19 protein-coding genes are annotated in these 22,748 nt (G+C 64.0%); 13 read left to right on the top strand and 6 right to left on the bottom strand.

What is annotated here, in order from left to right:
- Positions 1 to 51 precede the first annotated feature (51 nt).
- From AC0969_RS13870 to AC0969_RS13850, 5 genes are all read left to right on the top strand, one after another.
- The gene (locus AC0969_RS13870; protein ID WP_479624735.1) at positions 52 to 1,587 is read left to right on the top strand and encodes an ABC transporter ATP-binding protein; all 1,536 of its coding nucleotides are present in this window, start codon (positions 52 to 54) and stop codon (positions 1,585 to 1,587) included.
- On the top strand, positions 1,574 to 2,635 hold the full coding sequence (locus tag AC0969_RS13865; protein ID WP_479624734.1) for an ABC transporter permease: 1,062 nt from the start codon (positions 1,574 to 1,576) through the stop codon (positions 2,633 to 2,635). The genes AC0969_RS13870 and AC0969_RS13865 overlap by 14 nt, the downstream gene beginning before the upstream one ends.
- Positions 2,635 to 3,555 (top strand): ABC transporter permease, encoded by a 921-nt coding sequence (locus tag AC0969_RS13860; RefSeq protein ID WP_479624835.1) that lies wholly within the window; start codon positions 2,635 to 2,637, stop codon positions 3,553 to 3,555. The genes AC0969_RS13865 and AC0969_RS13860 overlap by 1 nt, the downstream gene beginning before the upstream one ends.
- A gap of 52 nt (positions 3,556 to 3,607) precedes the next feature.
- On the top strand, positions 3,608 to 4,768 hold the full coding sequence (locus AC0969_RS13855) for a BMP family ABC transporter substrate-binding protein (protein WP_479624733.1): 1,161 nt from the start codon (positions 3,608 to 3,610) through the stop codon (positions 4,766 to 4,768).
- A gap of 153 nt (positions 4,769 to 4,921) precedes the next feature.
- Positions 4,922 to 5,959: an adenosine deaminase gene (locus AC0969_RS13850; RefSeq protein ID WP_479624732.1), complete on the top strand. Its 1,038-nt coding sequence runs from the start codon at positions 4,922 to 4,924 to the stop codon at positions 5,957 to 5,959.
- Between the two features lie 70 nt (positions 5,960 to 6,029).
- On the opposite strand, the gene AC0969_RS13845 is transcribed toward AC0969_RS13850, so the two are convergent.
- From AC0969_RS13845 to AC0969_RS13825, 5 genes are read right to left on the bottom strand one after another with little or no spacing between them, the layout of a single operon-like run.
- A complete protein-coding gene (locus AC0969_RS13845) occupies positions 6,030 to 6,944 on the bottom strand; it encodes a hydroxymethylglutaryl-CoA lyase (RefSeq protein WP_479624731.1) in 915 nt (304 codons plus the stop codon).
- A complete protein-coding gene (locus AC0969_RS13840; protein WP_479624730.1) occupies positions 6,941 to 8,923 on the bottom strand; it encodes an acetyl/propionyl/methylcrotonyl-CoA carboxylase subunit alpha in 1,983 nt (660 codons plus the stop codon). Before AC0969_RS13840 ends, AC0969_RS13845 begins: the two co-directional genes overlap by 4 nt.
- Positions 8,924 to 8,932: 9 nt before the next feature.
- Complete coding sequence (locus AC0969_RS13835) at positions 8,933 to 9,715, bottom strand: enoyl-CoA hydratase/isomerase family protein (protein ID WP_479624729.1); 783 nt, start codon at positions 9,713 to 9,715, stop codon at positions 8,933 to 8,935.
- A gap of 6 nt (positions 9,716 to 9,721) precedes the next feature.
- A complete protein-coding gene (locus tag AC0969_RS13830) occupies positions 9,722 to 11,329 on the bottom strand; it encodes a carboxyl transferase domain-containing protein (protein WP_479624728.1) in 1,608 nt (535 codons plus the stop codon).
- A gap of 10 nt (positions 11,330 to 11,339) precedes the next feature.
- Positions 11,340 to 12,515 carry an isovaleryl-CoA dehydrogenase gene (locus tag AC0969_RS13825; RefSeq protein ID WP_479624727.1) on the bottom strand — a complete coding sequence of 392 codons (1,176 nt, stop codon included), beginning with the start codon at positions 12,513 to 12,515 and terminating at the stop codon, positions 11,340 to 11,342.
- 103 nt (positions 12,516 to 12,618) lie between these two features.
- Between AC0969_RS13825 and AC0969_RS13820 the strand changes: the two genes are divergently transcribed.
- Entirely contained in the window at positions 12,619 to 13,641 is a 1,023-nt protein-coding gene (locus AC0969_RS13820) for an AraC family transcriptional regulator (RefSeq protein ID WP_479624726.1), read from the top strand.
- Here AC0969_RS13820 and AC0969_RS13815 read toward each other — a convergent pair.
- Positions 13,633 to 14,397, bottom strand: a complete 765-nt coding sequence (locus tag AC0969_RS13815; RefSeq protein WP_479624725.1) for a tetratricopeptide repeat protein — start codon at positions 14,395 to 14,397, stop codon at positions 13,633 to 13,635. The genes AC0969_RS13820 and AC0969_RS13815 overlap by 9 nt on opposite strands.
- Positions 14,398 to 14,446: 49 nt before the next feature.
- On the opposite strand from AC0969_RS13815, the gene guaD reads away from it, so the two are divergent.
- The 7 genes from guaD (at position 14,447) to gsiD (ending at position 22,575) form a co-directional block, all read left to right on the top strand.
- A complete protein-coding gene (guaD, locus tag AC0969_RS13810) occupies positions 14,447 to 15,730 on the top strand; it encodes a guanine deaminase (protein ID WP_479624724.1) in 1,284 nt (427 codons plus the stop codon).
- A 97-nt stretch (positions 15,731 to 15,827) separates the two neighbouring features.
- Positions 15,828 to 16,394, top strand: coding sequence for a dCTP deaminase (gene dcd / locus AC0969_RS13805; RefSeq protein ID WP_315243802.1), 567 nt, complete (start codon positions 15,828 to 15,830; stop codon positions 16,392 to 16,394).
- A gap of 48 nt (positions 16,395 to 16,442) precedes the next feature.
- On the top strand, positions 16,443 to 17,315 hold the full coding sequence (locus AC0969_RS13800; protein WP_479624723.1) for a class II glutamine amidotransferase: 873 nt from the start codon (positions 16,443 to 16,445) through the stop codon (positions 17,313 to 17,315).
- Positions 17,312 to 19,168 carry a dipeptide ABC transporter ATP-binding protein gene (locus tag AC0969_RS13795; protein WP_479624722.1) on the top strand — a complete coding sequence of 619 codons (1,857 nt, stop codon included), beginning with the start codon at positions 17,312 to 17,314 and terminating at the stop codon, positions 19,166 to 19,168. The genes AC0969_RS13800 and AC0969_RS13795 overlap by 4 nt, the downstream gene beginning before the upstream one ends.
- A 27-nt stretch (positions 19,169 to 19,195) precedes the next feature.
- Complete coding sequence (gsiB, locus tag AC0969_RS13790) at positions 19,196 to 20,740, top strand: glutathione ABC transporter substrate-binding protein GsiB (RefSeq protein WP_479624721.1); 1,545 nt, start codon at positions 19,196 to 19,198, stop codon at positions 20,738 to 20,740.
- Positions 20,741 to 20,752: 12 nt separating this feature from the next.
- A complete protein-coding gene (gene gsiC / locus AC0969_RS13785; protein ID WP_479624720.1) occupies positions 20,753 to 21,673 on the top strand; it encodes a glutathione ABC transporter permease GsiC in 921 nt (306 codons plus the stop codon).
- 11 nt (positions 21,674 to 21,684) lie between these two features.
- Positions 21,685 to 22,575: a glutathione ABC transporter permease GsiD gene (gene gsiD, locus AC0969_RS13780; RefSeq protein ID WP_479624719.1), complete on the top strand. Its 891-nt coding sequence runs from the start codon at positions 21,685 to 21,687 to the stop codon at positions 22,573 to 22,575.
- Positions 22,576 to 22,748: the final 173 nt, after the last annotated feature.

Raw genomic sequence — 22,748 nt, 5'->3', positions numbered from 1 at the left:
TGCAGGCAACATAAGCGCTAGAGGCATTATTTTTATAAATTTGAGCACCGCATGGCACCACCCCTCCCGCCACCCAGGCTACAACTGACGAACATCACCAAGCGCTACCCGGCGGTGGTGGCCAACTGCGGCGTGTCGCTGACGGTGCAGCCCGGCGAGGCGCATGCGGTGCTGGGCGAAAACGGCGCGGGCAAGTCCACGCTGATGAAGATCATCTACGGCGCGGTCAAGCCCGACGAGGGCACGGTGCTATTTGACGGCCAGCCGGTCGTGATCCGCAACCCGCAAGAGGCGCGGGCGCTGGGCATCAGCATGGTGTTCCAGCATTTCAGCCTGTTCGACACCCTGACGGTGGCCGAAAACGTCTGGCTGGGGCTGGACAAAAGCCTCAGCCTGGCCGAGGTGACCCAACGCATCACCGCCAAGGCCAGTGCCTACGGCCTGGACATTGACCCCAGCCGCCCGGTGCACACCCTGAGCGTGGGCGAGATGCAGCGGGTGGAAATCATCCGTGCGCTGCTCACCAACCCCAAACTGCTGATCCTGGACGAGCCCACCTCGGTGCTGACCCCGCAGGCGGTGGAAAAGCTGTTTGTGGTGCTCAAACAGTTGGTGTCTGAAGGCTGCAGCATCCTCTATATCAGCCACAAGCTGCACGAAATCCGCGCCCTGTGTACCGCCTGTACGGTGCTGCGTGGCGGCAAGGTGACCGGCGTGTGCAACCCGGCCGAGGAGACAAACACCTCGCTGAGCCGCCTGATGATCGGTGCCGAGCCGCCCGCGCTGCAACACCGTAGCGTGCCAACCGGGGCCACCACGCTGCACGTGCACGGCCTGCGGCTGGCCCGCGAGGACCAGTTTGGTGTGGACCTGGAGGGCATTGATTTGCAGGTCAAGGCGGGCGAGGTGGTGGGCATTGCCGGGGTCTCGGGCAACGGCCAGCGCGAGCTGCTGTATGCCTTGTCGGGCGAAGACACCCGGGCCGAAGCCGCTATGGTGCAGGTGCTGGGCCAGCCCGTGGGGCGCTGGGGGCCCCAGCAGCGGCGGGCGCTGGGCCTGCATTTTGTGCCCGAGGAACGCCTGGGCCGGGGTGCCGTGCCCACGCTGGGGCTGGCGCACAACCTGATGTTGACGCGCAGCGATGCGGTGGGGGCGGGCGGCTGGATTCGGCTGGGGGCACTGCAAGCGCAGGCGCACAGCATCATCGAGCGGTTCAAGGTCAAAACTGGCGGGCCACACGCGGCGGCCAAGTCGCTGTCGGGCGGCAACCTGCAAAAATTTATTGTGGGCCGCGAGATCGACGCCAAGCCCCGCCTGCTGATCGTCTCGCAACCCACCTGGGGCGTGGACGTGGGCGCTGCGGCGCAAATACGCGGCGAGATTCTGGCCCTGCGCGATGCCGGGTGCGCGGTGCTGGTGGTCAGCGAAGAGCTGGACGAATTGTTTGAAATATGCGACCGGCTGCACGTCATTGCCAAGGGGCGGCTGTCGCCCTCGGTGGCGCGGGCCGATGCCACGGTGGCACAGATTGGAGAATGGATGAGCGGTTTGTGGACGATTCCCGAGGTGTTGCATGTTGAAGCTTGAAGCCCGCCCCCAGCCGTCCAAGTTCTGGGGCTATGCCTCGCCCATCCTGGCGCTGCTGCTCACGGTGGTGATTGGCGTGGCCCTGTTTGCCGCGCTGGGCAAAGACCCGGTCAAAGGCTTGCAGGTGTTCTTTTGGGAGCCCATCAAAACGCCCTACGCCTTGGGCGAGCTGATGGTCAAGGCCACGCCGCTGTTGGTCATTGCGCTGGGGCTGGCGGTGTGCTTTCGCTCTAATGTGTGGAACATCGGGGCCGAGGGCCAGTACGTGATCGGGGCCATTTGCGCCAGCGGCGTGGCGCTGCTGGCCGACAAAACCAGCAGCGGCTGGATCGTGCTGCCGATTTTGCTGGCCGGGGTGCTGGGCGGCATGGTCTGGGGCGGCATCACCGCACTGCTGCGCGACAAGTGCAACGCCAACGAGATTCTGGTCAGCCTGATGCTGGTCTACGTGGCGGTGCAGTTGCTGGGTTTTATGGTCGATGGCCCCTGGAAAGACCCACAGGGCTACAACTTTCCGCAAACCAAAAATTTTGAGGCTATCACCCGCATTCCCCGGCTGTTTACCGGCTCGCGGGTCAGTATTGGCTTGTTGATTGCACTGGTGGGGGTGCTGGTGCTGTGGGTGTTTTTGTTCCGCACGCGGGCCGGGTTTGCCCAGCAGGTGGGCGGGCTGGCCCCGGCTGCGGCGCGGTATGCAGGGTTTTCATCGCGCAAGGCGCTGTGGGTGGCGCTGCTGGTGTCGGGCGGCGCGGCGGGGCTGGCCGGTGCGCTGGAGGTGGCCGGGCCGATTGGCCAGCTCACGCTGTCGGTCCCGGCGGGCTATGGTTTTGCGGCCATCATCGTGGCCTTTGTGGGGCGGCTGCACCCGGTGGGCATGGTGTTCTCGGCGGTGCTGATGAGCATGTTCTACATCGGCGGTGAGCTGGCGCAGTCGCGCCTGGGCCTGCCGAAATCACTGACGGGCGTGTTCCAGGGCCTGCTGCTGTTCACCTTGCTGACCTGCGACACCTTGATCGCTTACCGCGTCCGTTTTAGAAAGGGGGCGTGATGGAATCGTATGCCTTGTTATTTGCCGCCACGCTGAGTGCGGGCACGGTGCTGGCGCTGGCCGCCCTGGGCCTGTTGGTCAATGAGAAAGCCGGCATCGTCAACCTGGGGGCCGAGGGCATGATGCTGTGTGCCGCCATTGCCGGGTACGCCACGGTGGTGCACACCGGCAGCGACTGGCTGGGCTTTGCGGCGGGCATGGGCGTGGGGGCTCTGCTGGCGGCGCTGTTTGGCGTGCTAGTGATTTGGCTCAACACCAACCAGTACGCCACCGGCCTGGCCTTGAGCCTGTTTGGCGGCGGGTTTTCGGCGTTTGCCGGCATCAGCTATGTGCAGGCCAAACTGCCCGAGCGCATCCAGTTTGCCGTGCCGGTGCTGGGCGATATTCCGCTGCTCGGCCCGGCGCTGTTTCGCCAGCACCCGCTGGTGTACGGGGCGATGGCGCTGGTGGCAGGGCTGGTCTGGTTTTTGTACCGCACCCGCAGCGGCCTGGTGCTGCGCGCGGTGGGCGAATCGCCCGAGTCGGCCCACGCGCTGGGCTACCCGGTGCGGCGCATCCGCCTGCTGGCGGTGGTGCTGGGCGGCGCGCTGTGCGGGCTGTCGGGTGCGTTTATCTCGCTGGCCTACACGCCCTTGTGGGTGGAGGGCATGGTGGCAGGCAAGGGCTGGATTGCGCTGGCGCTGACCACCTTTGCCACCTGGCGGCCCACCCGGGTGCTGCTGGGGGCCTACCTGTTCGGCGGCGTGACCATGCTGCAATTCCACCTGCAAAGCGTGGGGGTGGAGGTGCCGGCCCAGCTGCTGAGCATGCTGCCTTATCTGGCCACCATCGTGGTGCTGGCGCTGATTTCGCGCAACCCGGCGTGGATTCGCATCAACATGCCCGCGTCCTTGGGTAAACCGTTCTTCCCAAGTTCATAATCATTTTGTTACACCCTGTTTTCTCCTTGCAAACCCCAGAAAGTGAAATCACATGACCGACCTGAAGAAACGTACCCTGATCCAATTGGCTGCCGCGTCTGCGGTGGCGGCGGCCCTGGTGGGCTGTGGCAAAAAGGAAGAGCCCGTAGCGGCCCCGGCGGCTGCGCCCGCAGCGTCGGCCCCGGTGGTGGAGGCCCCCAAGCCCGAGCCGCTGAAAATTGCCTTTGCCTACGTCGGCCCGGTGGGCGATGGCGGCTGGACCTTTGCCCACGACAACGGCCGCAAGGCGTTGGAAAAAGAGCTGGGCGACAAGATCGTCACCAGCTTTGTCGAAAGCGTGCCCGAATCGGCCGATGCCGAGCGCGTCTTCCGCGACATGGTGGGCCAGGGCAACAAGCTGATTTTTGGCTCTACCTTCGGCTACATGGAACCCATGCTGAAAGTGGCCGCCGACAGCAAGGACGTAAAGTTTGAGCACGCCACCGGCTACAAGAACGCCGACAACATGGCCACCTACGACAGCCGCACCTATGAGGGCGCGTACATGGCCGGCGTGATCGCAGGCAAGATGACCAAGACCAACACCTTGGGCGTGGTGGGCTCCATCCCAATCCCCGAAGTCATCCGCAACATCAACAGCTTCACCCTGGGCGCGCAGAGCGTGAACCCCAAGATCAAGACCAAGGTGGTCTGGGTCAACGAATGGTTTAGCCCACCGAAAGAAACCGAAGCCGCTACCGCGCTGATCAACGGTGGTGCCGACGTGCTGTTCCAAAACACCGATTCCCCCGCCGTGCTGAAAACCGCCGAAGCCAAGGGCAAGCGCGCTTTCGGCTGGGATTCGGACATGACCGCCTACGGCCCCAAGGCCCACCTGGCTTCCGCCGTGATCAACTGGGGCCCGTACTACATCAAGACCACCAAAGACGCGCTGGACGGCAAGTGGGCTGCGGGCAAGAGCTGGTGGGGCGTGAAGGAAGGCGCAATCGACATCGTCTCCATCGCCGACGACGTGCCTGCGGAAACCAAAACCCAGGTCGAAGAGATCAAAAAAGGCCTGGCCGACGGCAGCTTCGTGATCTGGAAGGGCCCGATCATGGACCAGTCCGGCAAGGTGGTGGTGGCCAAAGATACGGTGGCCGACGATGCGTTCTTGGGTGGTGTCAATTTCTACGTTAAAGGCGTAGAAGGCAAGATCCCCGGCGGCAAGTAAAGCTTCTCCCTCCCCCGCCGGGGGAGGGTCGGGGTGGGGGCATCCCCGCCAATATGCCAAAAGCCGCTCTTGCCCAGCGGCTTTTGTGTTTGTGGATGCGACACTTGGGCACAGAGCTTGCAGTTTCCGACTGCACCGAACCAGGAGTCCCCCATGATTGTCAAAAATATCCCCGCCCACCGCCTACCCGACCTGCTGCGCGGCATGCCCAAGGCCGAGCTGCACATCCACATCGAAGGCTCGCTGGAGCCCGAGCTGATTTTTGCCCTGGCCCAGCGCAACCAGGTCGCCATTCCCTACGCCAGCGTGGAAGAGTTGCGCAGCGCCTACGCCTTTACCAATCTGCAAAGCTTTCTGGACATCTACTACGCCGGGGCCAGCGTGCTGCTTAAAGAGCAAGATTTTTACGACATGGCGCACGCCTACCTTGCGCGATCTGCTATAGATAACATAGCGCACACCGAGATTTTCTTCGACCCGCAAACCCACACCGCGCGCGGCGTGGCGATGGACACCGTGATCCACGGCCTGCACCGCGCCTGCGTCGATGCGCAAAAAGAGTGGGACATCAGTGCGGTGCTGATCCTGTGCTTTCTGCGCCACCTCAGCGAAGAAGACGCGTTCGCCACCCTGGAGCTGGCCCTGCCGCTGCGCGATAAATTCATCGGCATCGGTCTGGATTCGAGTGAACTTGGCCATCCGCCCGAGAAGTTTGCCAAGGTGTTTGCCCGCTGCCGCGCACTGGGTTTCCGGCTGGTAGCCCACGCGGGCGAAGAAGGCCCCCCGGCCTACATCTGGAGCGCGCTGGACGTGTTGCACGTGGAGCGCATTGACCACGGCGTGCAGTCCACCCAAGACCCGGTGCTGATGCAGCGCCTGGCCCGCGACCGCATCCCGCTCACGGTGTGCCCGCTGTCCAACCAAAAGCTCTGCGTGTTCCCGAACCTGGCCGACCACAACCTGGGCGCGCTGCTCGACGCAGGCCTGGTGGCGATGGTCAATTCCGACGACCCGGCCTACTTCGGCGGCTACCTGAACGAGAACTTCCTCCAAACCTTCGCCGCCACCGGCCTCACCGCCCAGCACGCCTACCAGCTGGCCGCCAACAGCTTTGAGGCCAGTTTTATCGACCAAGAACAAAAAAAGGCACTGATGGGGCGCTTGCAGGCGTACTTTGAAAAATTTGAATGAAATAGGCCGCTAGCGCATATTGCACCTGCGCAAGTAGCTATTGAATAAATAGCAAATGCAGAGTGCCGTATTAGCTGCCAGCCCGCTTTGCCAGCAGCGCCCGCCCGACCCGTGAGGCGGATGCGCGGCCCAGCTGGGCGTTGATCCACGTGCCGCAGTCCACCAGCCGGTCCAGGTCAATACCGGTGTCCGCGCCCAACTGGTGCAGTAGATACACCAGGTCTTCGGTGGCCACATTGCCGGTAGCACCCTTGGCGTAGGGGCAGCCGCCCAGGCCGCCGACCGAGCTGTCGAAGGCGCGCAGGCCGAACTGGTACGAGGCGTACACGTTGGCAATCGCCATGCCAAAAGTGTCGTGGTAGTGGCCTGCCAATTGGGCTACCGGCACCTGCTGCGCCACGGCCTCCAGCATGCGCAGCACCGCGTCGGGCGTGCCCACGCCAATCGTGTCGCCAAGCGATACCTCGTAGCAGCCCATCGCCAGCAATTGCCCGGCCACATCGGCCACGCGCTGGGGGGCGACGATGCCCTCGTACGGGCAGCCCACCACGCACGATACGTAGCCGCGCACCCGTACGCCTTGGGCCTGGGCGGCGGCCATCAGCGGGGCGAAGCGGGCCAGGGATTCGGCGATCGAGCAGTTGATGTTCTTTTGCGAAAACGCCTCGGAGGCGGCGGCGAATACCGCCACGTTGTCGGCCCCTGCCGCCATCGCGGCTTCAAAGCCTTGCAGGTTGGGGGTCAGCACCGGGTAGGTCACGCCGGGGCGGTGCACCAGGCCGCGCATCAGCTCGGCAGCATCGCCCATCTGCGGCACCCATTTGGGGGAAACGAAGGAGGTGGCCTCGATCTCGCGCAGCCCGGCATCGGCCAGGCGCTCGATCAGTTCCAGCTTGGTGGCGGTGGAGACGAGCTGCTTTTCGTTTTGCAGGCCATCGCGCGGGCCCATCTCGATGATGCGCACAAAATTGCTTGTTTGGCTCATGACGGCGTGGCCTCGAAATCCACCAAATCTACCCCATCGCCCACCTGTTCCCCCGCGCTGAAATAGAAGCCCTTGACGGTGCCCTTGGCGGGTGCGTGGATGGTGTGCTCCATCTTCATGGCTTCCAGTACCAGCAGGGGCATGCCTTTTTCTACCGTGGTGCCCACTGTGGCCAGCAGGGCAATCACCTTGCCGGGCATGGGGGCGTGGATACCGCCGTGGGCATCGTCGCCACCTTCGCCCTGTTGCAGCTCTACCTTCGTCAGCGCCCAGCTTTGGCCGTGGCAGAACACGTGCAACTGCGCGGCCTGGGCCACCACCGTGGCATGGAGGCGGCGCTCGCCCAACTGCACTTGTGATGGGCCAGTGCGGCGGGCCAGCACGGGGTCACCGCCCAGGCCGAGCAGCACGCCGTCTGTCACCACTTCGGCGGTCACAGCCTGCTCCGTCTCGCCACTGCGCAGGGTGATGGTTTGCTGCGAAGTGCCGTTGAGCCGCCAGCCGTCCAGCACGCGCCAGGGCGAGTCGGGTTCCATGGTGGGCAGGGCGGCGGCATCGGTTTGGCTTTGCAGCACGGTCAGCGCGGCCAGCATCCATACGTCTGCGGGCACGGCCTGGGCCAGGGCAGGGAACAGGTGCTCCTGCTCGCGTTCGATGAGTGCGGTGTCCAGCTTGGCTTCGGCAAACGAGGGCGTGCTCACCAGGCGCTGCAAGAAGGCCACGTTGTTGGCCACGCCGACGATCTGGTAGTCGGCCAGCGCCTGGCGCATGCGGGCCAGGGCCTGGGTGCGGTCGGCATCCCAGACGATCAGCTTGGCGATCATCGGGTCGTAGTGCGGGGTTATTTCGTCGCCCGGCTCGACTCCGGTATCGATGCGCACATGGGCCGAAGCGGCCGGGGGCAGCAGGTGGCTGAGGCGGCCGGTGGAGGGCAGAAAGCCCTTGTCCGGGTCTTCGGCGTAGATGCGCGCTTCGATGGCATGGCCGGTCAGCACCAGTTGCTCCTGCGCCAGCGGCAGGGGCTCGCCCGAGGCCACGCGCAACTGCCATTCCACCAGGTCCAGCCCGGTGACCATCTCGGTCACCGGGTGCTCCACCTGCAGCCGGGTGTTCATTTCCATGAAGTAGAAGGCCCCATCCTGGTGGGCAATGAACTCCACCGTGCCTGCGCCCACATAGCCCACGGCCAGGGCGGCGTTGACGGCGGCGGTGCCCATGGCGGCGCGGCGCTCGGCGGTCATGCCGGGGGCGGGGGCTTCTTCCAGCACCTTCTGGTGGCGGCGCTGCACCGAGCAGTCGCGCTCGAACAGGTAGACGCAGTGTCCCAGGCTGTCGCCAAACACCTGGATTTCGATGTGGCGCGGCTGGAGCACGTACTTTTCGATCAGCACATGGTCGTTGTTGAATGCGTTGATGGCTTCGCGCTTGCACGACACCAGCGATGCCGCAAAATCGGCCGCCGCGTCCACCCGGCGCATGCCTTTGCCGCCGCCGCCTGCGCTGGCCTTGATGAGCACCGGGTAGCCAATTTTGTCGGCTTGCGCGGCCAGAAATTCGGGGTCCTGGTTGTCGCCGTGGTAGCCGGGGGTCAGGGGTACACCGGCTTTTTCCATCAAAGTTTTGGCGGCAGATTTGCTGCCCATGGCGCGGATGGCAGATGCCGGCGGGCCGATGAAGACCACGCCGGCCTGGGCGCAGGCATCGGCAAAGTCGGCGTTCTCGGACAAAAATCCGTAGCCGGGGTGCACCGCCTGGGCACCGGTTTGCAGCGCGGCGGCCAGGATTTTGTCTGCTACCAGGTACGACTCGCGGGCCGCTGCCGGGCCAATGCACACGGCCTCGTCGGCCAGGCGCACGTGGCGGGCGTTGGCATCGGCCTCGGAGTACACCGCCACGGTGCGGATACCCATGCGGCGGGCCGTCTTGATGACCCGGCAGGCGATCTCACCCCGGTTAGCAATCAGGATTTTGTTGAACATGGTGTTTCCTTACGCAACCCAAGAGGGCGCGCGCTTTTCAAGAAATGCCTCCAGGCCTTCGCGGGCCTCGGGCGTGGCGCGCAGGCGGGCGATGCGCTGGGCGGTGTCTTCCACCAGGGCATCGTCGATGGGGTGGTTGGCGACGGCGCGGATCAGCGCGGTGGCGGCGGCTTGCGCGCCGGCCCCACCGGCCTGCAAGGCCTCCAGCAGGGTGTGTACGGTGGCATCCAGCGCTTCGGGCGCAGCGACTTCGTGCGCCAAGCCAAGGGCCAGGGCGCGCTCGGCGCTGATGCGCTCTGCCGTTTGGAAGTAGCGGTAGGCGTGGCGTTCGCCTATGGCACGCAGCACGTAGGGGCTGATGGCGGCGGGGATGATGCCAAAGCGCACTTCCGAGGTGGCGAACTGCGCCTTGCTGGAGGCCACGCAGATGTCGCAGGCAGCAGCCAGGCCCATGCCGCCGCCCAGCGCCGCACCGTGTACGCGGGCGATGGTGGGGGTGGCCATGCAAGACAAGGTGCGGAACAGATTCGCCAGTTGGCGCGCATCGTCCACGTTCTTTTCCAGCGTGGCCGCGCCCTGGCGCTGCATCCAGCCCAGGTCGGCCCCGGCCGAAAAGCTTTTGCCCCGGCCCGCCAGCACCACGGCGCGCACGGCGGGGTCGGCATCCAGCGCCAGCAGGGCCTGGGTCAGCTCGGTGATGAGGGTTTCGTCAAAGGCGTTGTGCACCTCGGGCTTGTTCATCCACAGCCAGGCGGCGCTGCCCTGGTGTTCGATTTCTAGGGTGGTGTACATACAAACTCACATGCGGAAAAGGCCGAACTGCGTGGGCTGGATGGGCGCATTCAGTGCGCTGGCCAGCGACAGGCCCAGTACGCGCCGGGTTTGCGCCGGGTCCACCACGCCGTCGTCCCACAGCCGGGCCGTGGCGTAGTAAGGGTGGCCTTGCAGCTCGTACTGGGCGCGGATCGGGTCTTTGAAGGCCGATTCGTCCGCCGCCGACCACTGGCCGCCTTTGGCCTCGATCCCTTCGCGCTTCACGGTAGCCAGCACGCCCGCCGCCTGCTCGCCGCCCATCACGCTGATGCGCGCGTTGGGCCACATCCACAGAAAGCGGGGCGAATAGGCCCGGCCACACATGCCGTAGTTGCCCGCGCCAAAGCTGCCGCCCACCAGCATGGTGATCTTGGGCACGGCGGCGGTGGCCACGGCGGTGACCATCTTGGCCCCGTCTTTGGCGATGCCGCCGTTCTCCACCTTGCGGCCAATCATGAAGCCGGTGATGTTCTGCAAGAACACCAGCGGGATGCCGCGCTGCGCGCACAGCTCGATAAAGTGCGCGCCTTTCTGGGCCGACTCGCCAAACAAAATGCCGTTGTTGGCGAGGATGCCCACCGGCATGCCGTACAGCCGGGCAAAGCCGGTAACCAGCGTGCTGCCATAGCGGGCCTTGAATTCGTCAAAGCGCGAGCCATCCACGGTGCGGGCGATGATTTCGCGCACGTCATAGGGCTTGCGTGCGTCTAGCGGCACCACGCCGTAGATCTCTGCGGGGTCGTACAGCGGCTCTTCGCTGGATTCCAGCTTCACGGTGGTGGGCTTTTGCCGGTTCAGGTTGCCAACGATGTTGCGGGCGATCAGCAGGGCGTGCTGGTCGTTGTCGGCCAGGTGGTCGGCCACGCCAGAGATACGGGTGTGCACGTCGCCCCCGCCCAGGTCTTCGGCGGTGACGACTTCGCCGGTGGCGGCTTTCACCAGTGGCGGGCCGCCCAGGAAGATGGTGCCCTGGTTTTTGACGATGATGGTTTCGTCGCTCATGGCGGGCATGTAGGCCCCGCCTGCGGTGCACGAGCCCATTACCACGGCGATTTGCGCAATGCCCATCGCGCTCATTTGGGCCTGGTTGTAAAAGATGCGGCCAAAGTGGTCGCGGTCGGGAAAGACTTCGTCCTGGCGCGGCAAAAAGGCCCCGCCCGAATCCACCAGGGTGATGCAGGGCAGGTGGTTTTGCATGGCAATTTCTTGCGCGCGCAGATGCTTCTTGACCGTGAGCGGGTAGTAGGTGCCGCCTTTGACGGTGGCATCGTTGGCCACCACCATGCATTCGATGCCGTTGATGCGGCCCACGCCGGTGATCAGCCCGGCAGCGGGGGCTTCGCCGTCGTACATGCCATAGGCCGCCAGTTGCCCCACTTCCAAAAAGGGCGTGCCGGGGTCGAGCAGCTGGGCCACGCGGTCGCGCGGCAGCAGTTTGCCGCGCGCGGTGTGGCGCTGGCGGGCCACCTCACCGCCGCCCAGGGCGGCAACGGATGCTTTTTCGCGCAGGTCTTGCACCAGGGTGCGCATGGCATCTGCGTTGGCACGGAAGGCCGGGTCGCGGGGTTGGAGCTGGGATTTCAGGACTTGCATGGTGCGGTACTTACATGGTTTCTGCAAACAGCTCACGGCCAATCAGCATGCGGCGGATTTCGCTGGTGCCCGCGCCGATCTCAAACAGCTTGGCATCGCGCCACAGGCGGGGCGTGGGGTATTCGTTGGTGTAGCCGTTGCCGCCCAGGATCTGGATGGCTTCGCCCGCCATCCAGGTGGCTTTTTCGGCCAGATACAGGATGGCCCCGGCGGCATCTTTGCGCAGCGTGCGGGCATGGTCGGCCCGGTCGCAGGCGGCTGCCACGGCATAGCCATACGCGCGGCAGGCTTGCCAGGTGGTGTACATGTCGGCCAGCTTGCCCTGCATCAGCTGGAATTCGCCAATGCTTTGGCCAAACTGCTTGCGGTCGTGTACGTAGGGCAGCACCACGTCCATGCAGGCCGCCATGATGCCCAGCGGGCCGCCGCACAGCACGGTGCGCTCGTAGTCCAGGCCCGACATCAGCACTTTGACACCCTGGCCCACACCGCCCAGCACGTTCTCGGCAGGCACTTCGCAGTCCGCAAAAAACACCGGGTAGGTGTTAGAGCCGCGCATGCCCATTTTGTCCAGCTTGGTACCGAAGCTCAGGCCTTGGAAGCTCTTCTCAATAATGAAGGCGGTCATGCCCTTGGCACCGGCGTGGATGTCGGTCTTGGCGTAGACGACCAGGGTGTCGGCATCGCCGCCGTTGGTGATCCACATCTTGGAGCCGTTGAGCACGTAGCGGTCGGCCTTTAAGTCAGCGCGCAGCTGCATGCTGACCACGTCGGAGCCCGCATTGGGCTCGCTCATGGCCAGGGCCCCCACGTGGTCGCCGCTGACCAGCTTGGGCAGGTACTGGTCTTTTTGAGACTTTGTGCCGTTGCGGTGCAACTGGTTGACGCACAGGTTGGAGTGCGCGCCGTAGCTCAGGCCAACGGATGCGCTGGCGCGGGACACCTCTTCCATCGCCACCATGTGGGCCAGGTAGCCCATTTCGGTGCCGCCGTATTCTTCGGACACCGTCATGCCGTGCAGGCCCAGGCTGCCCAGCTTCTTCCACAGGTCGGCGGGAAACTGGTTGTCGTGGTCGATGGCGGCGGCGCGCGGGGCGATCTCGGCGGCGGAAAAGCTCTGCACTGTGTCGCGCAGCATGGCTATGGTGTCGCCAAGGTGGAATGAAAGCGAAGGCAGGTGGGCCATGGGGGTGTCTCCTCAGATAGTTCGCGTTAGTGTCGGCCTGTGGGGCAATCAATGCTTGCCAATGTGGTTGCAAATCGTGCCAAAGTTGCGTAGCCTCCGGCCCATGCCACCCCGTTCCCCCGCTGCTGCCAACGCATCCCCCCGTGCCGCCACACCCATCGCCTTTGTGCAGGCGGTTTTGCTGGCTTACGAGCGCTACGGCCAAGACCCTGGCCTGGCCTTGCAGGCTGCACAAATTGCGCCAGCTCTGTTGGTCGATCCGCAGGCCTGCATCACGGCAGCGCAGATGGAGACGCTCTGCAATGCAGCCATGCGCGAGTTGGACGACGAAGCCCTGGGCTGGTTTTCGCGCAAGCTGCCTTGGGGGAGTTACGGCCTGCTGTGCCGGGCATCCTTGGGTGCGCCCAACCTGGGGGTGGCCATCCAGCGCTGGTGCCGCCACCACCGCTTGCTAACGGGCGACCTGGAGCTATCCCTGCATATTGAAGGCGACGAGGCCGTGGTGACGCTGGCCGAGCAGCAAGACTTTGGCCCCCTGCGCGAATTTTGTTTGGTGACCAGCCTGCGCTACCTGCACGGCTATGCCTGCTGGGCCATCGACTCGCGCATTCCGCTGCGCTGCGTGGCGTTTCCGTTCCCCGAGCCCGCGCATGGGCAGGTGTATCCGCTGATTTTTCCGGGGCCCACGGTGTTCAACGCGCCGCAGGCGGGCTTTCGCTTCGATGCCCGCTACCTGGGCCTGGCCCTGCGCCGCGACGAATCCGCCCTGCAAACCATGCTGGAGCGGGCGCTGCCCTTGACGGTATTGCAGTACCGGCACGACCGGCTGTTGCAGCAAAGCGTGCGGGCGCTGCTGCGCACCCGTTCGGGCGAGCTGCGCAATGCCGAGGCGCTGGCCGTGGCGCTGGGCGTGTCCACCCGCAGCCTGCACCGGCAATTGCAGTTGGAGGGCGTGTCGCTACAGGCGCTGCGCGACGAGGTGCGCCGTGAAGTGGCGCTAGACCTGCTGCACCGCACCGACTGGCCGGTGAAGCAGATCGCGCACACGGTGGGTTTTTTGAACGAAAAGAGCTTTTCGCGGGCCTTCAAGGCTTGGACTGGGCGTGCGCCCAGCGAGTTACGCTGAGGTAGCTTGGGCCAGCATCTTGGCCCCCACCGCCGCAAACTCGGCCACGCCCGAATCCCGCAACACTGCGCCCACTTTTTGCAGATAGGCCGGGGTGGCGGTCAGCGGCACCTTGTTCAGCCATTGCAGCGCCTCGGGCAGCCGTCCGCGTGCGGCCAGCATGCCTGCATAGTTGAACTGGCCGCGAAAGTCACCGCCCTGGGCGGCTTCCTGGTAGCAGAAGAAGGCCGCCTCCACGTCTTTCTCTACCACCAGCCCGTCCTCGTAGTAGCGGCCTATTTTGGTCATGGACTTGGCGTGGCCCAGATCGGCGGCCTGGCGGTAGAGCTGCAAGGCGGCGGCGTGGTCTTGCGGCACGCTTTTACCTTCGGCATGCTGGTTGGCCAGGTTGTACAGCCCGGCATCCAGCCCCAGGCTGGCGGCTTTTTTGTACCAGGCCACGGCGGCAAACAGGTCGATGGGCGCGCCCCAGCCGTTTTCCAGGCAGCGCCCGGCCATGTTGGAGCCGATGGCGTGGCCTTGCTCGGCTGCCTTGAGAAACCAGTGCAGGGCCTGGGCCGGGTTGCGCGCCACGCCGTGGCCGTCCAAATACCACTGGCCTAGCACGGCCTGGGCATTGGCGCGGCCCAGGGTGGCGGCAGCGGTGATCCAGGGGGCGGCTTGTTCGGCCGGGCCGGAGAGTACCGCTGACCATTCGGCCGGGGAAACACGGGCCAGGGCTTCGGTGCTGGTGGGGATGGGGGGCAGGGCGGTCATGGTCAGAGGGGTTAAGAAATGGTCCGAATTATGCGTAAGCTATTGGCCTATGAAAGCTTACCGCGCCGCCATCCTCCGTTTTGCCCCCGACCACTCGGCTATCTTTGAAGAAGATGGCCTGCTGGTGGTCGGTCCTGATGCGTCGGGCACCCAACGGGTGCAAGCCGTCGGCCCGTACCGCACGCTGGGCCCCAAATATCCCGGCCTGCCGGTCGAGCACCTGCCGGGCCGCATCCTTGCGCCGGGCTTTGTGGACATGCACATCCACTATCCGCAGACCGACATCATCGGTTCGCCCGCCGACGGCCTGCTGCCCTGGCTGGAGAACTACACGTTTCCCGCAGAAAAAAAGTTCTCCGCGCCCGACCATGCTGCGGAAGTAGCTACTTTTTTTGTAGCGGAGCTATTGCGCAATGGTGTGACCACCGCGCTGGCCTTTGCCACCTCGCACCCCACCTCGGTCAATGCCTTGTTTGCCGAGGCCCAAAAGCACCAGCTGCGCCTGATCACCGGCAAGGTGCTGCAAGACCGCAACTCGCCCGACGGCGTGCGCGACGACACCGAGCAAAGCCTGATCGACACCGAGGCCCTCATCCAGCGCTGGCACGGCGTGGACCGCCTGGGCTACGCCATCACCCCGCGTTTTGCGCCCACCAGCACGCCCGCCCAGTTGCGCGGCGCGGGCGAACTGGCGGCCAAGTACCCGGATGTGTGGGTGCAGTCCCACGTGGCCGAAAACCTGGGCGAAATCGCCTGGGCCCAAGAGTTGTTTCCCGATGCCCGCAGTTACCTGGGCGTGTACGAAGGTTTTGGCCTGCTGCGCCCGCGCGCCGTGTACGCCCATTGCATCCACTTTGACGATGCAGACCGCGCCCTGATGCGCGACACCGGTACCGTGGCTGCCATCAGCCCGACCAGCAACCTGTTTCTGGGCAGCGGCTTTTTTGACTACGCGGGCGCAGACCGCATCGGCTTTGGCTACGGCCTGGCCAGCGACGTGGGCGGCGGCACCAGCTTCAGCCCGTTCCACACCATGCGTGCGGCCTACTACGTGGGGCGGGAGGGGCAAACCAAGCCTGGCCTGTCGCTCAATCCGCAAAATCTGTGGTGGCAGCACACGGCGGGCGCAGCGGCGGCGCTGGGCCTGGGCGGCGTGGTGGGTAATTTGGCGGTGGGCTGCGAGGCCGACTTTGTGGTGCTGAACCCGCAGGCCACGCACTTGCTGGCACGTAAGACAGCGCGCGCGCAGAGCCTGGACGAGCTGCTGTTCAGCCTGATCATCCTGGCCGACGACCGGGCCGTGGAGCGGACGGTGATTTCTCAAGCCAAATAGACCGTTAGCGCATATATCGTATACGCATATAGCTATTACTTTGGTAGCGATTTGCTGTGGCGCGGGTTACAATCGCCGCCAACTTGAGAGACTGTGTATGACTATCAAAAGCGACAAATGGATTCGCCGTATGGCCGAGCAAACCGGGATGATCGAGCCCTTCGAGCCCGGCCAGATCCGCGAACGTGACGGTAACAAAATCATCAGCTACGGCACCAGCAGCTACGGCTACGACATCCGCTGCGCGCCCGAATTCAAGGTCTTCACCAACATCCACAGCACCGTGGTGGACCCGAAGAACTTCGACGAAAAAAGCTTTGTCGATTTCTCGGGCGACAGCTGCATCATCCCGCCGAACAGCTTTGCGCTGGCCCGCACCATGGAGTACTTCCGTATTCCGCGCAATGTGCTGACCATCTGCCTGGGCAAAAGCACCTACGCCCGCTGCGGCATCATCGTCAACGTGACCCCGTTCGAGCCCGAGTGGGAGGGTTATGTGACCCTGGAATTCAGCAACACCACGCCGCTGCCGGCCAAAATTTATGCCGGTGAAGGCTGCGCCCAGGTGCTGTTCTTTGAAAGCGACGAGGTCTGTGAGGTCAGCTACAAAGACCGGGGCGGCAAGTACCAAGGCCAAGTCGGCGTGACGTTGCCCCGGGCCTAGCAAGGGCCTGATTCTTGCAACTGCGCAGGGCGACTTGAAAGAAACACCATGTGCCAAATGCTCGCCATGAACTGCAACAGTAGCGCCAGCATTAACTTCTCGTTTACCGGGTTTTCCGCACGCGGCGGGCAAACCGGTGAACATGCCGATGGCTGGGGCATTGCTTTCTACGAACGCACCGGCTGCCGGGTGTTTATCGACGACGGGCGCGCCAGCGACTCGGCCCTGGCCGACTTTGTGCGCAGCTACCCGATCAAATCCAAGTCGGTGCTGGCGCATATCCGCAAGGCCACCCAGGGTGCGGTGACCCTGTCCAACTGCCACCCGTTCCAGCGCGAATGGCTGGGCCAGCACTGGGTGTTTTGCCACAATGGCGACCTCAAAAATTACCACCCCAATCTGCGCGGCAACTACCTGCCGGTGGGCACCACCGACAGCGAAAAAGCCTTTTGCTGGATGTTGCAAGAACTGCGCAGCGCCTTTAAAGGGGCCTGCCCGCCCAGCTGGAAACAGGTGGCCCCGGTGCTGGCCGATCTGGTGCGACGCATCGCCAGCCACGGCACGTTCAACTTTTTGCTGTCCAACGGCGAGGCCATGTACGCGCACTGCTCTACCAACCTCAGCTGGGTATCGCGCCAGCATCCGTTCCAGACCGCCCGCTTGATCGACTGCGATATGACGCTGGACCTGCGCCAAGGCAATAGCGAAACCGACCGCATGGTGCTGGTCGCCACCGAGCCGCTCACCGCCGACGAGCCCTGGGCCCGTTTTGCCCCTGGCGAACTCAAGGTGTTTGTGGAAGGTGCCCAGGTGTGGAGCAGCACCAGCCTGCCCCCCAAACCGGCTAAACCGGTGCGGCCTGCCCGGCTGGTGCAGCCTAAGCCGGTCACCTTGCGCGCCAGCCTGGGAGCGCCTGCGTGAGTGGGCCCGCAGGGGAGGGCAGCCGCCGGGTGCTGGATGTCCAGCGCTTAAGCGTAAGGTTTGAAACCAAGGAGCGCGTGGTGGATGCCGTGCGCGACCTGTCGTTCCACGTCAACGCGGGCGAAACCCTGGCGATGGTGGGCGAGTCGGGCTCGGGCAAGTCGGTATCGTCCTTGGCGCTGATGCGGTTGGTAGAAAACGGCGGCGGGCGCATCACTGGCGGCAGCATGCAGTTCCACCGGCGCGATGGCAGCACGCTGGATTTGGCCCAGGCCAGCCCGGCCGCCCTGCGCGGCATCCGGGGTGCCGAGATGGCGATGGTGTTTCAGGAGCCCATGACCTCGCTGAACCCGGTGTTCCCCGTGGGCGAGCAGATCGCCGAATCCATCCGCCTGCACCAGCACCTGGGCCGCGCCGCCGCCCGTGCCGAGGCGTTGCGCATGCTCGATCTGGTGCGCATCCCCGAGGCGCAGAGCGTGCTGGGCCGCTACCCGCACCAGCTCTCGGGTGGCATGCGCCAGCGGGTAATGATTGCCATGGCCTTGTCCTGCAAACCTCGCCTGCTGATTGCCGACGAGCCCACCACCGCGCTGGACGTGACCATCCAGGCCCAGGTGCTGTCGCTGATCCGCCTGCTGCAAGATGAGATGCAGATGGGCGTGCTGTTCATCACCCACGACATGGGTGTGGTGGCCGAGATGGCCGACCGGGTGGTGGTGATGTTGCGCGGCGACAAGGTGGAAGAGGGCGATTGCGCCCGCCTGTTTGCCGCCCCGCAGCACCCCTACACCCGCGCGCTGCTGGCGGCCGTGCCCACGCTGGGAGCCATGCGCGGTACCGACAACCCGGCCAAATTTCCCTTGCCCGATGGGGCAGATGCAGTCGTTTGGCCGGAGCGTGACACGGTGCAATACGACATGCCGCCGGTGCTCAAGGTGCAGGGCCTGACCACCCGCTTTCCGGTGCGCACCGGGGTGCTGGGGCGTATCACCCGCCAGGTCTGCGCGGTAGAGCAGGTCAGCTTCCATCTGCAACGCGGCGAAACACTGGCCCTGGTGGGTGAGTCGGGCTGCGGCAAGTCCACCACCGGGCGTTCGTTGGCGCGGTTGGTGGAATTCAATGCGGGCCGTGTGGACGTGGCCGGGCGGGCGATTGCGCCACTCAAAGGCCACGCCCTGCAAGCCCTGCGCCGCGACGTGCAGTTTATTTTTCAAGATCCGTTTGCCTCGCTGGACCCGCGCCTTACCGTGGGTTTTGCCATCATGGAGCCGCTGCTGGTGCATCGCTTGGCCAAAGGTCCGGAGGCCGACAAGCGGGTGGCCGATCTGCTCTACCGCGTGGGCCTGCCCGCCAGCGCCGCCCAGCGCTACCCGCATGAATTTTCCGGTGGCCAGCGCCAGCGGATTGCGATTGCCCGGGCCCTGGCGCTGAACCCCAAGGTGGTGGTGGCTGACGAAGCGGTTTCGGCGCTAGACGTGTCCATCCGCGCGCAAATTATCAATTTGATGCTGGATTTGCAGCGCGAATACGGCATTGCGTTTTTGTTCATCTCGCACGACATGGCGGTGGTAGAGCGCATCAGCCACCGGGTGGCGGTGATGTACCTGGGCCAGATCGTCGAGATCGGCCCACGCCGCGCCGTATTCGAGAACCCGCAACACGCCTACACCCGCCGTCTGCTGGCCGCCGTGCCGGTGGCCGACCCGGCACGCCGCCGCCACGGGCGCGAGCTACTGACCGGTGACATCCCCAGCCCCATTCGCGCCCTGCACGACCTGCCCCAGGTGGCCCCGCTGGTGAGGGTGGGCTCCGGCCACTTTGTGGCGCGGCACAAGGTCGGTGGGATTTACTAAGTTTTTTTCTAACCCTGGAGTTTTGACATGCACGCAAACTTGAAAAAATTGTCGCTGGTGCTGGCCCATTCGGCGGCTTTAGCCGCGTTCGCCACTCCCGCTTTGGCCGTCAAGAACGTAGTCATCGCGGTGGATTCGACCTTCACCACCCTGGATCCTTACGATGCCAACGACACCTTGTCGCAAGCTGTAGCCAAGTCGTTCTACCAGGGCCTGCTGGGCTTTGACAAAAGCATGAAGATGGTGCCGGTGCTGGCCGAGAGCTACAAGGCCAGTAAAGACGGCCTGAACTACACCTTTGTGCTCAAAAAAGGCGTCAAATTCCAGGACGGCACCGACTTCAACGCCGAGGCTGTCAAGGTCAATTTTGACCGCGTGACCAACCCCGACAACAAGCTCAAGCGCTACACCCTGTATAAAAACATCGCCAAGACCGAGGTGCTGGATGCCAATACGGTGCGGATTGTGCTCAAAGAGCCGTTCTCGCCCTTCATCAACTCGCTGGCCCATCCATCGGCGGTGATGATTTCGCCTGCGGCCATCGCCAAATACGGCAAGACCATTGGCCAGAATCCGGTAGGCACCGGCCCCTTCAAGTTCGTCGAGTGGAAGCAGACTGACTTTGTGAAGGCCGAGAAATTCGATGGCTATTGGCGCAAGGGCTACCCCAAGGTGGACGGCATTACCTGGCGCCCGGTGGTCGATAACAACTCGCGCAGCGCCATCATCCAGACCGGCGAGGCCCACTTCACCTACCCGGTGCCGCCCGAGCAGGTCGAGCTGCTCAAGGCCAAGCCGAATCTGGAGATCACGGTGTCGCCGTCCATCGTGCACCGCTTTGTGACACTCAACACCCAGCACAAGCCGTTTGACAACCTCAAGGTGCGCGAAGCCCTGAACTACGCCATCAACAAGGATGCGCTGATCAAGGTGGTGTACGGCGGCTACGCCATCCCTGCCGAAGGCGTGATCCCCAAGGACGTGCAGTTCTCCACCAAGCTGGGCCCCTGGCCGTACAACCCGGTCAAGGCCCGCGAACTGCTGAAAGAGGCGGGCTACCCGAATGGCTTTGACAGCACGCTGTGGTCTGCCTTTACCGATTCCACCTCGCTCAAAGCCATCCAGTTCATCCAGCAGCAGCTGCGCGTGGTCGGGGTAAATCTGCAAGTGCTGGCCCTGGAAGCCGGGCAGCGGGCAGAGCGCGTCGAAAGCGCGCCCGATGCCGCCACCGCCCCGGTGCGCATGTACTACGTGGGCTGGTCGGCGTCTACCGGAGAGGCGGATTGGGCCATCCGTCCGCTGCTGGCGGCAGAATCGTTCCCGCCCAAGTCGTTCAACGTGGCCTATTACAAGAACGACGCGGTGGAAGCCGGTATCGCCAAGGCGCTGGTGACCACCGACCCGGCGCTGAAGGCGCAGATTTACGCCGACGTGCAACAGCGCGTCTGGAAAGATGCACCCTGGATCCACCTGGCCACGCTGCAACTAGTGTCGGCACGCGCCAAGAACTTCAGCGGCTTCTACGTGATGCCCGACCGCTCGTTCAACTTTGACGAAATCGAACTGAAATAGCTCCCGGCCTGCATGCTCAACTACATCCTTAAGCGGCTGCTGGGCCTGCTGCCGACGTTGCTTATCGTGGCCGGGCTGGTGTTTTTGTTCGTGCATTTGCTGCCAGGCGATCCTGCGCGCTTGGCCGCAGGGCCGGAAGCCGACGCCGAAACGGTACAGATGATCCGGCAAGACCTGGGGCTGGACCAGCCGCTTTACACCCAGTTCTGGCGTTTCATCAGCAACGCGGTACAAGGCGACTTTGGCCATTCGCTGCGCAGCAAACGGCCTGTGTCCACCGAGATCGCCGAGCGCTTCATGCCGACCTTCTGGCTGACCGTGGCGGCGATGGGCTGGTCGGTGCTGCTGGGGCTGGTGATTGGTACGGTGTCTGCCGTGTGGCGCAACCAATGGCCCGACCGCCTGGGCATGACGCTGGCCATCACCGGCATCTCGTTTCCGTCGTTTGCGCTGGGCATGGTGTTAATGCAAGTGTTTTCGGTGCAATTGGGCTGGCTGCCCACGGTGGGGGCGGACTCCTGGAGGCATTACGTGCTGCCCTCGCTCACTCTGGGCGCGGGCGTGGCGGCGGTGATGGCGCGGTTTACCCGCTCGTCGTTCATCGACATTCTGAAAGAAGACTATGTGCGCACCGCCCGCGCCAAGGGTTTGGGCGAGTTTGTGGTGGTGCTCAAGCACGGTCTGCGCAACGCGCTGATCCCGGTGGTCACCATGATGGGCTTGCAGTTCGGCTTCTTGCTGGGCGGCTCCATCGTGGTGGAGAAGGTGTTCAACTGGCCGGGCATGGGCCGCCTGCTGGTGGATGCGGTGGAAATGCGCGACTTCCCGGTCATCCAGGCCGAGGTGCTGCTGTTTTCGCTGGAGTTCATCCTGATCAACCTGGCCGTTGATGTGCTGTATGCCGTCATTAATCCCACCATTCGCTACAAATAAAGTAGCTGCTTATGCATACCAAACCTGCGCTAGAGCCTGTTTTGACTATAGAGAAATTGCGCACACCCTGGAGCGAATTCTGGCGCAAATTCAAAAACCAACACCTCGCATTGGTGGCGGGTGGCCTGGTGTTATTGCTGGTGGTGGTGGCGCTGCTGGCACCCTGGATCGTGCCGTTCGATGCCGAAAATTTCTTCGACTACGACGCGCTCAACGCCACACCCTCGGCTACGCACTGGTTTGGTGTGGATGCCCTGGGCCGCGACATATTCAGCCGCATCCTGATGGGCGCGCGCATCTCGCTGGCGGCCGGGTTCATCTCGGTAGCGGTGGGTGCGGTGATTGGCACGGTGCTGGGTCTGCTGGCAGGCTACTACGAGGGCTGGTGGGACGGCATCGTGATGCGCATATCGGACGTGCTGTTTGCCTTTCCCGGCATCCTGCTGGCGATTGGCATCGTGGCGATTTTGGGCAATGGCATGGTCAACGTGATTTTGGCCGTGGCGGTATTCAGCGTGCCCGCGTTTGCCCGGCTGGTGCGCGGCAACACCCTGGTGGTGAAGAACCTGACCTACATCGAAGCCGTGCGGTCGATTGGCGCGTCGGACTGGACCATCCTCACCCGGCACATCTTTCCGGCCACGCTCTCGTCGGTGGTGGTGTATTTCACCATGCGCATCGGCACTTCCATCATCACCGCCGCCAGCCTGTTCTTCCTGGGCCTGGGGGCCCAGCCGCCCACACCCGAGTGGGGTGCCATGCTGAACGAGGCCCGCGCCGACATGATGACTGCGCCGCACATCGCGCTGTTCCCCAGCCTGGCCATCTTCTTTACCGTGCTGGCTTTTAACCTGCTGGGCGACGGTCTGCGTGACGCATTGGACCCCAAGCTCGATAGTTAACTGTGTGCTTTTTAGGCCTCTAGCGCATATTTCATATGCGTAAGTAGCTATTTATTTGAGCCACTTGCACAACCACTCAAAGATGTAATTTCCTGTCGATTGGGAGTCGAATTTTTGAGGGTGAAGGTGTAGGCGCAGCCACTGGGAAGTGACATCATCTGGTTTACCAAGAC

Source organism: Rhodoferax sp. LB1P47 (assembly GCF_056521445.1).
This window is presented reverse-complemented; position numbering and strand designations above follow the sequence as displayed.

Bases quoted from the DNA above. Each gene is read 5' to 3' on its own strand.
- gsiD (WP_479624719.1), top strand. From the start codon at position 21,685: ATGCATACCAAACCTGCGCTAGAGCCTGTTTTGACTATAGAGAAATTG.
- AC0969_RS13825 (WP_479624727.1), bottom strand. From the start codon at position 12,515: ATGGCCCACCTGCCTTCGCTTTCATTCCACCTTGGCGACACCATAGCC.
- dcd (WP_315243802.1), top strand. From the start codon at position 15,828: ATGACTATCAAAAGCGACAAATGGATTCGCCGTATGGCCGAGCAAACC.
- AC0969_RS13830 (WP_479624728.1), bottom strand. From the start codon at position 11,329: ATGCAAGTCCTGAAATCCCAGCTCCAACCCCGCGACCCGGCCTTCCGT.
- AC0969_RS13835 (WP_479624729.1), bottom strand. From the start codon at position 9,715: ATGTACACCACCCTAGAAATCGAACACCAGGGCAGCGCCGCCTGGCTG.
- AC0969_RS13850 (WP_479624732.1), top strand. From the start codon at position 4,922: ATGATTGTCAAAAATATCCCCGCCCACCGCCTACCCGACCTGCTGCGC.
- AC0969_RS13820 (WP_479624726.1), top strand. From the start codon at position 12,619: ATGCCACCCCGTTCCCCCGCTGCTGCCAACGCATCCCCCCGTGCCGCC.
- AC0969_RS13865 (WP_479624734.1), top strand. From the start codon at position 1,574: ATGTTGAAGCTTGAAGCCCGCCCCCAGCCGTCCAAGTTCTGGGGCTAT.
- AC0969_RS13845 (WP_479624731.1), bottom strand. From the start codon at position 6,944: ATGAGCCAAACAAGCAATTTTGTGCGCATCATCGAGATGGGCCCGCGC.
- gsiB (WP_479624721.1), top strand. From the start codon at position 19,196: ATGCACGCAAACTTGAAAAAATTGTCGCTGGTGCTGGCCCATTCGGCG.
- AC0969_RS13840 (WP_479624730.1), bottom strand. From the start codon at position 8,923: ATGTTCAACAAAATCCTGATTGCTAACCGGGGTGAGATCGCCTGCCGG.
- AC0969_RS13855 (WP_479624733.1), top strand. From the start codon at position 3,608: ATGACCGACCTGAAGAAACGTACCCTGATCCAATTGGCTGCCGCGTCT.
- AC0969_RS13800 (WP_479624723.1), top strand. From the start codon at position 16,443: ATGTGCCAAATGCTCGCCATGAACTGCAACAGTAGCGCCAGCATTAAC.
- AC0969_RS13815 (WP_479624725.1), bottom strand. From the start codon at position 14,397: ATGACCGCCCTGCCCCCCATCCCCACCAGCACCGAAGCCCTGGCCCGT.
- gsiC (WP_479624720.1), top strand. From the start codon at position 20,753: ATGCTCAACTACATCCTTAAGCGGCTGCTGGGCCTGCTGCCGACGTTG.
- AC0969_RS13870 (WP_479624735.1), top strand. From the start codon at position 52: ATGGCACCACCCCTCCCGCCACCCAGGCTACAACTGACGAACATCACC.
- AC0969_RS13860 (WP_479624835.1), top strand. From the start codon at position 2,635: ATGGAATCGTATGCCTTGTTATTTGCCGCCACGCTGAGTGCGGGCACG.
- guaD (WP_479624724.1), top strand. From the start codon at position 14,447: ATGAAAGCTTACCGCGCCGCCATCCTCCGTTTTGCCCCCGACCACTCG.